Source organism: Sulfitobacter brevis, from assembly GCF_900112755.1.
Lineage (GTDB): Bacteria > Pseudomonadota > Alphaproteobacteria > Rhodobacterales > Rhodobacteraceae > Sulfitobacter > Sulfitobacter brevis.
In genome coordinates this window covers 464882-479182 of record NZ_FOMW01000001.1, presented here as the reverse complement: position 1 = coordinate 479182, position 14301 = coordinate 464882, and the positions used below count along the sequence as shown (strand labels likewise).

Below are 14301 nucleotides of genomic sequence, written 5' to 3'. Positions count from 1 at the left end.
ATAGCGCGAGCAAAACACCTGGTCCCATCCCGAACCCAGCCGTTAAGTGCCGTAGCGCCGATGGTACTGCGTCTTAAGACGTGGGAGAGTAGGTCATCGCCAAACCTAATAAGTTCCTAAAACCAAGTATCTCTCTGCGATGATCATAAACCCAATTCCGGTCCAGCGCGCAGGCGCCAAACCAGAAACCCGGCCTCACCCCCTTCTTTATGCGGTAGGCCATACCACAGGCCCCAAACAGCGCGACGCGCCGTAGGCCAAAAGTGTCGCGGGATGGAGCAGCCCGGTAGCTCGTCAGGCTCATAACCTGAAGGTCGTAGGTTCAAATCCTACTCCCGCAACCAATCATTTCAACGGCTTAGCGGCTAATACCGCTAAGCCGTTTTTTGTTGTGTCCGGTTGGTGTCCGTTCGGAACCTATTCGACCCCACCCCCTTTTCTTTGGCGCGAAGTCTCACCCATTCTGGTCATGCCGCAGGTACTCAGATTTTATTCTTGCTATCTTGGGTGGTTCATTTTGGTGCAGGCACAATTTTCTGCCCGAAACTAAACGGCTGTCAGCCGCGGAGGTCAGTTCTCGATGAAAAACCCGAGTCACTTCTGCATGGAAATCAACATACAGACACCCACACCAAATTTATTGACACTCTATAGCGACTTACTACGGTCGTGCCGCATACATTTGAATTTCCCTTTTAAAACTTAAAGCGGTTCGAGCAGGTGCAGATTCAGCTAATCTGCCTTTCTAAATCCCGATCTCCCTGTCACTTGCTCTTACGAAAGCGTTCCCCCGATCCGGCTTCGGAAGGATTCTTCTGTTGTCTGAGGGGCTTATGCGGGATGGGCTATTCGCTGGCCTTGCCCCCAGGAAAAGCCCAAACCGTTCTCTACGGGGCGATACTCTCTGGACCTGATTACTGCACCTTTTTGGTGAATTGTTTACAGCAATTAAAAGGCTATTAATTGATTTTGATCTGGTGGCAAATTACTCTCGCACCCGATTGCCAGCTGGTCACTGCGCGATGTGTTGCTTCACGTTTAATTGCCAGCAGAAGTGGTATAGGATCGATTGAGTTATCCCTCATTTTCAAACAGGGCAATTGATGAGCTTTTTAAGTCAGCGTAATTTCGGATCCCCTCGCGGGCATGGTGATCCTTTTGAACAAGCCCTTGGGCATGACGTGTTCGCACAAGGAAGACGGTGCATTGGTCTATGACGTCCTGCCCGGGCGGTGGAAACGGCGTAATCCGGCAGTCTCGACGATCGGTCGGCTGGACAAGCAGACTTCGGGTCTTTTGTTGCTGACCGATGATGGCGGCCTGCTGCACCGTGTCATCAGCCTCAAGCGCCACATCAAGAAGATCTATCGTGCCAAGCTGGCCCGCCCGCTCGATGGCACCGAAGGAGACCTGTTTGCCTCAGGCCAATTGATGCTGGAGGGCGAGGACAAGCCGCTGGCTCCGGCGGAACTCGAAGTGGTCTCGGAAACTGAAGCCCTACTTACTGTTACCGAGGGCCGTTACCATCAGGTGCGCCGCATGTTTGCCGCCACCGGTAATCATGTCGAGAAACTGCATCGTGAACGTGTGGGTGGTCTGGCACTGCCTGATGGCATGGTTCCCGGTCAGTGGGAGCTGCTGAGCGAAGAACTGACCGCTTCGATCTTCCGGTAGCCCCTGCGACCGGAGCACGGCGTCGGGCGGATGAATGCCCGCTTTTTACGCAAGGGAAGAAATGTCTCCCACGGACTGATCTGGCATCCAGCGATTGATCGGGTGCATGAACATCTCTCCGAAGCCAGATAAATCAGAAGTTTACCAGATTTGTTGTAGTGTTCATGCGCCGAAGCATTGTTGGGCGAGCCGTAGTCGCTTGATAATTGCGGCCGCGTTTGCCAAGGACCACGAGTAGCAGGACATCAGGGGAGGAAGATAACATGAAGGGATTCAAGAACCGGTTTTCAGGACCGAATTGCGGAGGCGGATATCGCAGTGGAGTGCCTACTCGCGCTCGTGACATTTACTGGGAATTTAAGCTAGTTCCTTTGGAAGCTCCTTAGAAGAACGGCGCCATGGCAAGAGAACCGATTACACTGGGCGATAAACTCGCGCCTGCACGCTTTAAAAAAACGGGCCACTTCGATTTCGCCGTGTGGTGGCGAAACGCATTGTTTTCTGTGCTAAACTTCGCCTTGCTGACGGCGATATCTGTTCTGCCCTTGTGGTGGTTCTTGATGCGTCCCGAATTGGGGAAGACTGTACTTTTGGCATTGTTGGCGGCGCTGGTTGCGTTGTGGTTTTTTGTCGATCAACGGCCTCGTGGCACCAAGCCACATTTCTTGCTGGCTCATGATCGGCAAGGTTTCATGCACGAGCTTATCCTGAAATCCAAAACCGCCATTATTGATGGCAGCAATATTTACCACTTTGGTCGGGAAAAGGGCCTGGGCGCCAAGCCACTCGGCGATGTCGCAAGGAACCTTCGGACCCAAGGGTATCGAGTCGTTTGCTTCTTTGATGCCAACATATTCTATACTCTTATGGAACATGGCGCATTCTCTCAAAATCAACCGCACAGGTTGGCGCTGCTTGAGAACATCTTTGGACTGGGCAAGAATGAGATATATGTGGTGCCAAGCGGCGTTCAGGCAGATGGATACATCTTGGAGACTTTGAATCATCTGCCCATCTCATTTGCCGTGACCAACGATAAATTCCGTGACTATGCCAACGAGTACAGGATGGTGATGAACGACGGTCAGTGGCGAAGGGGCGTGCTGATTTCAAATAACCAGATCAAATTGCAGTAACTTGGGCTGCGGCATCTCGGTCTGCAAAATGGAATAGCCGACGTATAAGTGTTGAATAGCGCATCCTCGTTATGCCTCCCCCCATGCATATGATCTTTGATGATGCCAGCGGCGTTGACGCGCCTGCGGCGATAACCCTGCGCTCTCGACGCAGGCTCGCGATGCCTTGATCTCAGAGCGGCGCTGTAATGAGATCTCTCTGCAATGGGAATGGCTGTGATCAAACGTTCATTGCTGCTGGGGCGCGGACTTTCTACAGGCGGTGCCAGATCATCCCACAATAGAAAGACACCGATGCAATCCTCAAACGCGCTTACCGCTCCCCATGTGTTCGTCGCCATTGCCACCGCTGGCCTTGTCGGTGAGGTCGCGTTTGAAATCTACGCTTGGCTGATCTCGCCGCATCTGTTTGACGTGGTGCTGCAGCCCTCCAATCTGGTGATCGCTCTAGCTGCGAAACTCGCTGGCCTCCAGCTGACCCACGCGATCGCCTTTCCGGTACATTTCTTGATCGGGTCGTTGGGCTTTGGTGCCTTCGTCTATGGGATCAGCCTGCTATTCTCGGCTGAGCGCGTCTGGCTGCCCGGATTGGTCGCCGGGGTGATATTGTGGTTTGTAGCCCAAGGCATCTTGGCCCCGTTTATCGGCCGTAGCTTTATGATGGACTTCGGGGCCTACACGCAGTCTTCCTTTGTCGGTCATGTGGGAATGACGCTTTTGATGGCGCGGGTTCTCGCGGTAGTATTAAGCTATTTCAGAGGGCGCGGGGTTGGTCCGCGCGGATGGGGCGACACCGATCACGGCGGAAATTCACTTTGAATCGGCGCGGGGCAAACTCGCCCTTGCCAACTTACGGGTTAAACCCTATAGCGAGCGCACTGACTCGGGGTGCGTCTTTACGCGCCCCGTTTCACTTACACGATGGCGCGATGAGGGGGCCGGATGAGCCTGCTTCCTCCAATCCGTTAAAATCCCAGAACAAGGGATATGCTCATGGCTGCTAGCCAGAACATCCGCATTCGCCTGAAGGCGTTTGACTACCGGGTTCTCGATGCCTCCACTCAGGAAATCGTCAACACCGCCAAGCGTACAGGCGCTTCCGTTCGCGGCCCCATTCCGCTGCCGAACAAGATCGAAAAATTTACCGTTTTGCGTGGTCCCCACGTAGACAAGAAATCCCGTGACCAGTTCGAAATCCGCACGCACAAGCGTTTGCTGGATATTATTGATCCGACTCCCCAGACCGTGGACGCGCTGATGAAGCTCGACCTCGCCGCTGGTGTGGATGTCGAGATCAAGCTGCAGTCATAAGCGTAGGAGGGTAATATTATGTTGCGCTCAGGCGTTATTGCAAAAAAGATGGGCATGACCCGTCTGTTCATGGAAGACGGCAAGCAGATTCCTGTGACCGTTCTTCAGCTCGATAACCTTCAGGTTATTGCACAGCGCACCATCGAAAAGGACGGCTATGTTGCTGTTCAGCTCGGCGCTGGCACAGCCAAGGTCAAGCGGACCAGCCAAGCGATGCGCGGCCACTTCGCGGCAGCCAAGGTTGAACCCAAGCGTAAAGTCGCGGAATTCCGCGTTGACGCGGAAGCGATGCTGGACGTTGGTGAAGAGATCATCGCGGACCATTATTTCGCAGGTCAGTACGTTGACGTTGCAGGCACATCGATCGGTAAAGGTTTTGCCGGCGCGATGAAACGCCACAACTTTGGCGGTCTGCGTGCGACGCACGGTGTTTCGGTGTCTCACCGTTCACACGGCTCCACCGGTCAGTGTCAGGATCCGGGTAAGGTTTTCAAAGGCAAGAAGATGGCCGGTCACATGGGCGCTGCCCGTGTTACCACCCAGAACCTTGAAGTTGTCAAAACCGACACAGCCCGCGGCCTGATCATGGTCAAAGGCGCCGTTCCAGGCTCCAAGGGTGGTTGGGTTACTGTTAAGGATGCGGTCAAGAAGCCGTTCCCTGAGAGTGCCATCATGCCAGCCGCGCTGAGATCTGCCGCCGAGGAAGCCCATAAGGCAGCCGAGGAAGCAGCCGCAGCAGCCGCAGCAGAGGCCGAAGCAGAAGCCAAGCGTTTGGCCGATGAGCAAGCCGCGCAGGAAGCTGAAGCGCTGAAAGCAGCCGAAGCAGAAATCGCATCGGAAAAGTCGGACGCGAATAACGACGACGCTGATGCTGACAAGAAAGAAGGTGACGCATGAAACTCGATGTCATCAAACTCGACGGCGGCAGTGCTGGTACGGTCGACCTGGATGAGGCCCTGTTCGGGCTGGAGCCACGTGCCGACATCCTGCACCGTGTCGTCCGCTGGCAGCGTAACAACGCCCAAGCCGGCACGCACAAGACCAAGGGTCGTTCCGAGGTCAGCTACTCGACCAAGAAGATCTATCGTCAGAAGGGCACCGGCGGCGCACGCCACGGCGCACGTTCTGCACCGATCTTCCGCGGTGGTGGTGTGTATAAAGGTCCAGTTGTACGGAGCCATGGTCACGAGCTGACCAAGAAGTTCCGTAAGCTGGGTCTGCGCCATGCGCTGTCTGCCAAGATGAAGGCCGGCGCATTGGTCATTATCGACGATGTAAACTCGGATGGTAAAACAGCTGCTTTGGCCAAACAGGTGAAAAACCTTGGCTGGAAACGCGCGCTGATCATCGACGGCGCGACCGTGAACGAAGGTTTCCTTCAAGCGGCCCGCAACATCGAAGGTTTGGACATCCTGCCGACAATGGGTGCCAACGTTTATGACATCCTGAAGCGTGACACTCTGGTGATCACGAAAGCAGGGATCGAAGCACTGGAGGCCCGTTTGAAATGAGCGCCAAAGCCAACCACTACGACGTGATCCGCAAGCCGATCATCACCGAAAAAGCGACCATGGCTTCTGAAGCCAACGCGGTTGTTTTCGAAGTGGCGATTGAAAGCAACAAGCCGATGATCAAAGAAGCTGTTGAAGCTCTCTTTGGTGTCAAGGTGAAGGCCGTGAACACGACCATCACCAAAGGCAAGGTCAAGCGGTTCCGCGGCCAGATGGGCAAGCGGAAAGACGTCAAGAAAGCCTACGTTACGCTCGAAGAGGGTAACACCATCGACGTATCAACCGGCCTGTAAGGTCTGCGTTGAAAACATCTGAAAGGCCCTCCGCGAAAGCGGGGGGCCTTTTGCGTTGTGCCAATCGGGGAAGCTGCCGTCAAACCCCCGGGATATTTTGGGTCAAGAATAGGGGCGGGGCAGGGGCGCGGTAGCGTGTTCCGGCTCACGGGAGACTTGCGTTGTCGGTCCATATGGGGCGGGTGCGTGAGTATTGTCGGTGGCACCCTTGACGCTCCCGCGATCCTCCCCTAAACGACCCCATCGGCAAAGCCCCGGATTCGTCCGGGGCTTCGTTGTTGTTCTTGCTCGGGGAATGGTTTTCGCCGCATGAGCATCCAATCGGGCACCTACGGGGGCCTATAACCATAGGCGGGGCAACCCGCCTGACAAGCAAACGGAAGACAGACAACATGGCACTAAAGTCGTATAAACCGACGACGCCGGGCCAGCGTGGGCTGGTACTGATCGACCGTTCGGAGCTTTGGAAAGGCCGCCCGGTTAAAGCCCTCACACAGGGTTTGACCAAATCTGGCGGACGGAACAACACCGGACGGATCACAATGCGTCGCACTGGCGGTGGGGCAAAGCGCCTTTACCGTATCGTCGATTTCCGCCGCAACAAGCTGGACATGTCCGCTGTTGTAGCACGGATCGAATATGACCCTAACCGGACCGCGTTTATCGCATTGATCCAGTACGAAGATGGCGAGCAGGCTTATATCCTCGCGCCGCAGCGTATTGCAGTCGGCGACAAAGTTATCGCTGGCGCCAAGGTCGACATCAAGCCGGGTAACGCAATGCCGTTCTCGGGCATGCCGATCGGTACGATCATCCACAACATCGAGATGAAGCCTGGTAAGGGCGGTCAGATCGCACGTGCGGCGGGCACCTATGCCCAGTTCGTAGGTCGTGATGGCGGTTACGCCCAGATCCGTCTCAGCTCGGGTGAACTGCGCCTCGTGCGTCAGGAATGCATGGCCACCGTTGGTGCCGTGTCCAACCCCGACAATTCGAACCAGAACTTCGGTAAAGCGGGCCGCATGCGCCACAAGGGCATCCGTCCTTCGGTACGTGGTGTCGTGATGAACCCGATCGACCACCCGCATGGTGGTGGTGAAGGCCGGACCTCTGGTGGTCGTCACCCTGTTACTCCTTGGGGTAAGCCGACCAAGGGTGCCAAGACACGCAACAAGAACAAAGCGTCAAGCAAGCTGATCATCCGCTCGCGGCACGCCAAGAAGAAGGGGCGTTAATTAATGGCTCGTTCAGTATGGAAAGGCCCTTTTGTCGACTCGTATGTCCTCAAGAAGGCAGAAGCGTCGCGTGAGAGCGGCCGTAGCGAAGTGATCAAGATCTGGTCGCGCCGCTCGACAATTCTCCCGCAGTTTGTTGGTTTGACGTTTGGCGTCTATAACGGCCACAAGCACATCCCTGTAAACGTCAGCGAAGACATGATCGGTCAGAAGTTTGGTGAGTATTCGCCAACACGCACCTATTATGGCCACTCAGCCGACAAAAAAGCGAAGCGGAAGTAAGCCATGAGCAAGGATAAAAATCCCCGCCGCGTGGCAGACAACGAAGCCCGCGCCAAGCTGCGCATGCTGCGTACCAGCCCGCAGAAACTGAACCTCGTCGCCGCGTTGATCCGTGGCAAGAAGGTAGACAAGGCCCTGACGGACCTGACCTTCTCGAAAAAGCGGATCGCAGCAGATGTGAAGAAGTGTCTTCAGTCCGCAATTGCGAACGCCGAGAACAACCACAACCTCGACGTGGATGAACTGGTTGTGGCCGAAGCATATGTCGGCAAGAACCTGATCATGAAGCGCGGTCGCCCACGGGCACGTGGCCGTTTCGGCAAGATCGTCAAGCCGTTTTCGGAAATCACGATTCTCGTGCGCCAAGTTGAGGAGCAAGCCTGATGGGTAACAAAGTAAATCCGATCGGCATGCGCCTGCAGGTTAACCGCACGTGGGATAGCCGTTGGTATGCCGACACGAAGGATTATGGTGATCTTCTGCTTGAAGATCTCGCCATCCGTGCCTTCATCAAGAAAGAATGCGCGCAGGCAGGTATTGCCCGTGTGATCATCGAGCGTCCGCACAAAAAGTGCCGCGTCACAATCCACACAGCACGTCCTGGTGTAATCATTGGCAAGAAGGGTGCAGACATCGAAGGTCTGCGCCAGAAAATCGCCAAGATGACCAAGTCCGAGCTGCACCTCAACATCGTTGAAGTGCGCAAGCCCGAACTGGACGCCGCATTGGTTGGCGAAAGCATTGCTCAGCAGCTGGAACGTCGGGTCTCTTTCCGTCGCGCCATGAAGCGTGCTGTGCAAAACGCCATGCGCATGGGGGCCTTGGGCATCCGTGTGAACCTTGCGGGTCGTCTGGGTGGCGCGGAAATCGCGCGTACCGAATGGTACCGCGAAGGTCGCGTGCCGTTGCACACTTTGCGTGCCGATATTGACTATGCACATGTTGAAGCGATGACCGCCTATGGCATCATCGGCATCAAGACGTGGATCTTCAAAGGCGAGATCATGGAACATGATCCAGCCGCTCGGGATCGGAAAGCACAGGAACTCCAGGACGGTCCGGCACCACGTGGTGCTGGCGGTCGTCGCTGAGGGGAGAGAATAGATGCTACAGCCAAAACGGACGAAATTCCGCAAGCAGTTCAAAGGATCCATTAAGGGTCTGGCGAAAGGCGGTTCGGATCTGAACTTCGGGACATTCGGTCTGAAGGCACTGGAGCCCGAGCGGGTTACAGCGCGTCAGATCGAAGCAGCCCGACGTGCCATGACGCGCCACATGAAGCGTCAGGGCCGTGTCTGGATCCGTATTTTCCCGGATGTACCGGTAACCTCCAAGCCCGTCGAAGTGCGTATGGGTAAGGGTAAGGGTTCCGTCGACTTCTGGGCTTGCAAGGTCAAACCAGGCCGCGTGATGTTTGAACTCGACGGTGTGGGCGAAGATGTCGCCCGCGAAGCCCTGCGTCTGGCGGCGATGAAGCTGCCAATCAAAACACGAGTCGTTGTACGCGAAGACTGGTAAAAATAGTTGGCCCCGTTCGGTCGGGTCCAATAAAATTTCAAGCGCCTGTCGGATATCTCCGGCAGGCGTTTTTCATGAGCGATCATCGATTGGGCGCCACGGGACCAAAAACCTTCGTGCTATTGGGCCAAAGTGGGGGCCTACGACCCGAATTTGAAGGGTTGCACTCTTGACTTCTGGACCCCCAGTCGGTGTACCTGCGCGAAAGTTTATGCCCACCGAAAGGGACCCGCCATGCACGCATATCGTAGTAAAAATTGCGCAGAACTGAACCTCGCCGATGTCGGAGAGACGGTTCGCCTGTCAGGCTGGGTGCACCGAGTGCGCGACCATGGCGGGGTGCTCTTCATCGATCTGCGGGATCACTACGGTCTGACCCAGCTGATCTGCGACAGCGATAGCCCCGTGTTTGATCAGGTCGAGAAGCTGCGCTCGGAATGGTGTATCCGTATCGACGGTGTGGTGAAGGCACGCGATGCCGCGCTGGTGAACCCCAAGCTGCCGACGGGTGAGGTCGAGGTCTATATCAAGGATATGGAAGTGTTGGGCGCGGTAAACGGCGATCTGCCGTTGCAGGTGTTTGGCGAGCAGGAATACCCAGAAGAGACCCGCCTGCGGTATCGCTATCTCGATTTGCGCCGTGAGAAGATGCAGAACAACATGATGCTGCGCTCTGACGTGGTCGCTTCGATCCGCAAGCGCATGTGGGATCAAAAGTTCCGCGAATTCCAGACGCCCATCATCACCGCAAGCTCGCCTGAAGGCGCGCGGGACTTCCTCGTGCCATCACGTCTACACCCTGGCAAGTTTTACGCCCTGCCGCAGGCGCCACAGCAGTTCAAACAGCTGCTGATGGTTTCGGGTTTCGATAAATACTTCCAGATTGCGCCCTGCTTCCGCGACGAAGACCCGCGCGCCGACCGGTCGCCGACCGATTTTTACCAGCTCGACCTTGAGATGTCCTTTGTCACCCAGCAGGACGTGTTTGACACCATCCAGCCGGTGCTCGGCGGTATTTTCGAGAAGTTCGGCGGCGGTCGTAAGGTCGATGATGTCTGGCCGCAGATTTCCTACAAGGATGCGGCACTTTGGTATGGCTCGGACAAGCCCGACCTGCGCAATCCGATCAAGATGCAGGTTGTCAGCGAGCATTTCGCAGGCTCCGGCTTTGCAATATTTGCAAAGCTGCTGGAGCAGGAAAGCACCGAGATCCGCGCTATTCCGGCCCCGACTGGTGGTAGCCGTAAATTCTGTGACCGTATGAACGCCTTCGCGCAAAAAGAAGGACTGCCCGGCATGGGCTATATCTTCTGGCGCGATCAGGGCGAAGGGATGGAAGCCGCGGGTCCACTTGCCAAGAACATCGGGCCCGAGCGTACCGAGGCGATCCGCCAGCAGCTTGGCCTTGGTGTCGGCGATGCGGCGTTCTTCTTGGGCGGCAAACCAAAGGCGTTTGAATCGGTCGCGGGACGTGCGCGCAACGTCATCGGCGAAGAGTTGGGCCTGACTGACAAGGACCGTTTTGCCTTTGCATGGATCGTCGATTTCCCGATCTATGAAAAAGACGAAGAGACCGGCAAGATCGACTTTGAGCACAACCCTTTCTCCATGCCGCAGGGCGGGATGGAGGCGCTTCAGGGCGATCCTTTGCAGGTGCTCGGCTACCAGTATGACCTTGCCTGCAACGGCTACGAGCTGGTCTCTGGCGCGATCCGGAACCATAAGCCCGAGATCATGTTCAAGGCCTTTGAAATTGCCGGCTATGACGAAACCGAAGTGCGCAAGCGGTTCGGCGGTATGGTAAATGCCTTCCAGTATGGCGCCCCCCCCCACGGCGGTTGCGCCGCAGGGATCGACCGGATCGTGATGCTGTTGGCGGATGAGGCGAACATTCGCGAAGTAATCTTGTTCCCGATGAACCAGCGCGCCGAAGATCTGATGATGAACGCACCAAGCGAGCCCGCGCCGGACCAGTTAATGGAATTGGGACTGCGGGTTATCCCGCAAGATTAAGCCGTCCCATCACGCTAAAAAAAAGCCCCGCTTGGCAATCCAAGCGGGACCTTTTGCATTTCCAGCTACCAAGGTGCGCAGGCGGGATCAGTCTTCCAGACTGTCTTCGCGCTTGGCATCGATCAAGGTGCGCTCTTCTTTCTTGCGTGCTTCAAAACGGGCGCCGAAAGCATCGTTGTCCTCTGCGCCGATAACCTCCCTGGCGCGTTCAAAGACTTCGTTCACTTCCTCGTCCATGTGATGCTCATATTCTTCTTTAAGCGTCTTAAACCGTGTGAGCCAACCGGACGACGACATATCCATCTCGTGTAACTCTTCGAGGATATCGTCCATCTGCTGATGCTCATGCACAGAATGCCGTGCGGCGTCTTGACCCCATGTCTCCGAAATAAGCTTGGAGTAGAATGTTTCTTCTTCGGCGGCGGCGTGTGACTTTACGTCATGGTAGAAACTGTCCCAACCGTCACGCCGCTCCGCGCTGTCGCCGCTGGTCTGGGCGATACTGTCTAGCAACTTCCGATGCTCGTCATGGTCGGCTTTGATCGCTTCGTAGATTGAGGGCATTCGGGCTATCCTTTTTGTCTGCTAATCAGGGGTAAACGTCTGCGGAGCGCAGCAGGTTCTTGGAAAGCCTCCGGCTGATTGTCGCTGAGGCATCATCAAGTTGTAGCGCAATTGGGCCAAATAGCATGCGTCCTCCTATATAAGTGTTAGGTTGTCCCCATCAGCGCGCAATGTGCGAGAGGTCGCTATGTCGTTTAAACCAGAGTTGGCAGAAATCCGGTTTGGGTATGGGTTATCGCCCAGGTTGCCGCCTGTCCGGTCGATCGATACGATGCTGCAGGCTGTGTCTTCACCTGATCAAGGGGCATCTGATTTTCCAATCGCGGGGTATGACGCATTGGCAGCCACGACCATGGTCTACAACCGGTTTGCCAAACACGCGCGGCAAAATCCTGAGACCTCCGAAGGCGAGAAATCTCGAGAGAAAGCCAACGCACTCAGGGACGAGACGGCTTTTGTGAACACAAAATGGTTTGCCGCGACCCACCTGCGCAGAATTCACGGACAGCAGAATTTCCGCGAGCGGCTGGTGGCTTTCTGGGCCGATCATTTCACCGCGCAGGGCAAAGGGTCGCTGCTGCGGTTCGGTACCTCCGGCTATATTGAGGATGCAGTTAGGCCCCATGTGGGCGGCACCTTCGCGGAGCTTTTATCGGCTTGTCTGACCCATCCGATAATGTTGCAGTATCTCGACCAAGAAGTCTCTGTCGGGCCGAACAGCATTTTTGCAAAGCGCGAGAATGCCAAAGCGCGCGGCCTGAATGAAAACCTCGCGCGGGAAGCGCTGGAGCTGCACACTTTGGGGGTCGGCGGTGGATACGGCCAAACCGACGTGCGCGAATTGGCCGAACTTTTTACCGGCATGTCGCGTGGAAGCGACCAGCGATTTCGGTTTAAAGAAAAGCTTGCTGAGCCGGGTGCGGAGACAGTTCTCGGCAAAAAATACGGGCCGAAAGCCAAGATGGATTCGATTTTTGAGGTGCTGCAAGATCTGGCGTTGCACCCCGATACCGCCGCGCATATCGCTCGAAAACTCGCAGTTCATTTCATCGCCGATACGCCTCCTGACGGTGTGGTGGCGCATATGCAAGCGGCCTACACAAAGTCGGGCGGTGACCTGATGGCGACCTACAGCGCAATGTTGGAGCACCCGCTCGCGTGGCAAGTGCCAGCGGTCAACATGCGCCCGCCCGAAGAGTTCATATCAAGCGCAATGCGCGCGTTGGATGTGCCTGCATCGGCCTTTGCGAGTTTGGATTTGAAGAAGACCCGCCAGCTATTTTTCACCCCGCTGAATTTGATGGGCCAGCCTTGGCAGAGCCCCGCAGGCCCCGATGGGTGGGAGGAGGCCGATGCGGTCTGGATATCGCCGCAAGGTATTGCCGCGCGACTACAATGGGCGTTCTCAACGCCCAAGCGGCTGCTTGACATCATGCCGGACCCACGGGAATTTGCGCATCATGCCTTGGGCGCAACTGTGCCGAAACGGGTCGCCTTTGCGGCATCTGCTGCCGAAACGCGAGCCGAGGGGGTCGGGCTTATTCTGACATCGCCTGCCTTCTTGCGTCGATAGGAACCGAGACCATGACACAGCGACTTCAAACCCGCCGCAGCTTTCTGGCCAGAGCCGGTTTCATCGGGTGTTCACTTGCCGCCAGCCCGTTGCTGACGCCGGTCAGCTTTGCGGCAGCCCCATGGGATACGCGGTTGGTGGTAATCATTTTGCGCGGCGGTATGGATGGGCTCGACGTGGTGCGGCCAGTAGGCGATCCTGCCTTTGCCGGACTGCGTCCCAAGCTGAACGATGCTGCACCTGCGCTGCCCTTGGATGGCTATTTCGCCCTGCATCCCGCCCTTGGGGCATTGATGCCGCTTTGGCAGAATGGCGAGCTTGGCTTTGCCCACGCGGTGTCGACCCCCTACCGCGACAAGCGCAGCCATTTCGATGGTCAGGATATTCTCGAAGCAGGGACGACTGAAATGACGAATGCGCGGGACGGTTGGTTGAACCGTCTGTTGCAGCATGTCCCGGGCGTAACCGCCGAGACGGCCTATGCGATCGGCATCGGCGACGTGCGGGTGCTGGACGGGGCGGCGCCCTCGGCCAGTTGGGCACCAAATGCGAAATTAAAGATCAGCCCGCAGGCGGTGCGTTTGGCGGAGCTGATCATGGAAGATGATCCAGCCCTGCATGCAGCCCTGTCCGAGGCATTAATGTTGGTCGATGGTCCCGCAGGTGCCAAGGCGCCGAGATTGAAGGGTGCGCATCGCAATATTGCGCGTTTTGCCGCAGAACGGCTGCGTGGCGATGCGCGAATAGCCGCATTTTCGCAAAATGGCTGGGACACGCATCGTGCGCAGCAAAACAACATCAGCCGCAGCCTTGTTGAATTGGGCGAGACGGTTTTGACTTTGAAAGAAGAGCTTGGGCCGGAAGTCTGGGGCAAAACATCAGTTGTGGCTGTCACTGAATTTGGCCGCACTGCGCGGGAGAACGGAACCGGCGGTACCGACCATGGCACGGGCGGGGTAATGATCATGGCGGGGGGCGCTGTGCGAGGCCAGCAGATGTTTGGTAAGTGGCCGGGATTGGACGAAGCATCGCTCTATGATCGGCGAGATCTGATGCCGACACGCGACGTGCGGGCCTATCTGGCGTGGATCATGCACGGCATGGCAGACGTTTCTCAGGCCACACTGGAGCGCGACATCTTTCCGGGATTGGAAATGGGAGACAACCCTAACGCATTGCTATAGCCAGCGG

16 protein-coding genes, 1 tRNA gene and 1 rRNA gene are annotated in these 14301 nt (G+C 56.4%); 17 read left to right on the top strand and 1 reads right to left on the bottom strand.

What is annotated here, in order from left to right; genetic code table 11:
• From rrf to aspS, 15 genes are all read left to right on the top strand, one after another.
• Positions 1–105, top strand: a 5S ribosomal RNA gene (rrf, locus tag BM174_RS02450); the annotation flags it as partial.
• 162 nt (positions 106–267) lie between these two features.
• A tRNA-Met gene (locus tag BM174_RS02445) sits at positions 268–344 on the top strand.
• A gap of 802 nt (positions 345–1146) precedes the next feature.
• Positions 1147–1674, top strand: coding sequence for a pseudouridine synthase (locus BM174_RS02440; protein ID WP_245766237.1), 528 nt, complete (start codon positions 1147–1149; stop codon positions 1672–1674).
• 398 nt (positions 1675–2072) lie between these two features.
• Positions 2073–2810 carry a hypothetical protein gene (locus tag BM174_RS02435; RefSeq protein ID WP_093922217.1) on the top strand — a complete coding sequence of 246 codons (738 nt, stop codon included), beginning with the start codon at positions 2073–2075 and terminating at the stop codon, positions 2808–2810.
• Between the two features lie 294 nt (positions 2811–3104).
• Positions 3105–3629, top strand: coding sequence for a hypothetical protein (locus tag BM174_RS02430; RefSeq protein ID WP_245766236.1), 525 nt, complete (start codon positions 3105–3107; stop codon positions 3627–3629).
• A 174-nt stretch (positions 3630–3803) separates the two neighbouring features.
• A complete protein-coding gene (gene rpsJ / locus BM174_RS02425) occupies positions 3804–4121 on the top strand; it encodes a 30S ribosomal protein S10 (RefSeq protein ID WP_093922216.1) in 318 nt (105 codons plus the stop codon).
• Positions 4122–4139: 18 nt separating this feature from the next.
• A complete protein-coding gene (rplC, locus tag BM174_RS02420; protein ID WP_093922215.1) occupies positions 4140–5018 on the top strand; it encodes a 50S ribosomal protein L3 in 879 nt (292 codons plus the stop codon).
• Positions 5015–5632 (top strand): 50S ribosomal protein L4, encoded by a 618-nt coding sequence (gene rplD, locus BM174_RS02415; protein ID WP_093922214.1) that lies wholly within the window; start codon positions 5015–5017, stop codon positions 5630–5632. The genes rplC and rplD overlap by 4 nt, the downstream gene beginning before the upstream one ends.
• A complete protein-coding gene (locus BM174_RS02410) occupies positions 5629–5925 on the top strand; it encodes a 50S ribosomal protein L23 (RefSeq protein WP_093922213.1) in 297 nt (98 codons plus the stop codon). Before rplD ends, BM174_RS02410 begins: the two co-directional genes overlap by 4 nt.
• 392 nt (positions 5926–6317) lie before the next feature.
• Positions 6318–7160 (top strand): 50S ribosomal protein L2, encoded by an 843-nt coding sequence (rplB, locus tag BM174_RS02405; RefSeq protein WP_093922212.1) that lies wholly within the window; start codon positions 6318–6320, stop codon positions 7158–7160.
• 3 nt (positions 7161–7163) lie between these two features.
• Positions 7164–7442, top strand: coding sequence for a 30S ribosomal protein S19 (rpsS, locus tag BM174_RS02400; RefSeq protein WP_093922211.1), 279 nt, complete (start codon positions 7164–7166; stop codon positions 7440–7442).
• A 3-nt stretch (positions 7443–7445) separates the two neighbouring features.
• Positions 7446–7826: a 50S ribosomal protein L22 gene (rplV, locus tag BM174_RS02395; RefSeq protein WP_093922210.1), complete on the top strand. Its 381-nt coding sequence runs from the start codon at positions 7446–7448 to the stop codon at positions 7824–7826.
• A complete protein-coding gene (gene rpsC, locus BM174_RS02390; RefSeq protein ID WP_093922209.1) occupies positions 7826–8533 on the top strand; it encodes a 30S ribosomal protein S3 in 708 nt (235 codons plus the stop codon). The genes rplV and rpsC overlap by 1 nt, the downstream gene beginning before the upstream one ends.
• A 13-nt stretch (positions 8534–8546) precedes the next feature.
• On the top strand, positions 8547–8960 hold the full coding sequence (rplP, locus tag BM174_RS02385) for a 50S ribosomal protein L16 (RefSeq protein WP_093922208.1): 414 nt from the start codon (positions 8547–8549) through the stop codon (positions 8958–8960).
• A gap of 234 nt (positions 8961–9194) precedes the next feature.
• Positions 9195–10973 (top strand): aspartate--tRNA ligase, encoded by a 1779-nt coding sequence (aspS, locus tag BM174_RS02380; protein ID WP_093922207.1) that lies wholly within the window; start codon positions 9195–9197, stop codon positions 10971–10973.
• 87 nt (positions 10974–11060) lie between these two features.
• Here aspS and BM174_RS02375 read toward each other — a convergent pair whose 3' ends face one another.
• Positions 11061–11537 (bottom strand): hemerythrin domain-containing protein, encoded by a 477-nt coding sequence (locus tag BM174_RS02375; protein ID WP_093922206.1) that lies wholly within the window; start codon positions 11535–11537, stop codon positions 11061–11063.
• 187 nt (positions 11538–11724) lie between these two features.
• Between BM174_RS02375 and BM174_RS02370 the strand changes: the two genes are divergently transcribed.
• Both BM174_RS02370 and BM174_RS02365 read left to right on the top strand, forming a co-directional pair.
• Positions 11725–13110: a DUF1800 domain-containing protein gene (locus tag BM174_RS02370; RefSeq protein WP_093922205.1), complete on the top strand. Its 1386-nt coding sequence runs from the start codon at positions 11725–11727 to the stop codon at positions 13108–13110.
• Positions 13111–13121: 11 nt separating this feature from the next.
• Positions 13122–14294, top strand: a complete 1173-nt coding sequence (locus BM174_RS02365) for a DUF1501 domain-containing protein (protein ID WP_093922204.1) — start codon at positions 13122–13124, stop codon at positions 14292–14294.
• The last annotated feature ends 7 nt before the right edge of the window (positions 14295–14301 follow it).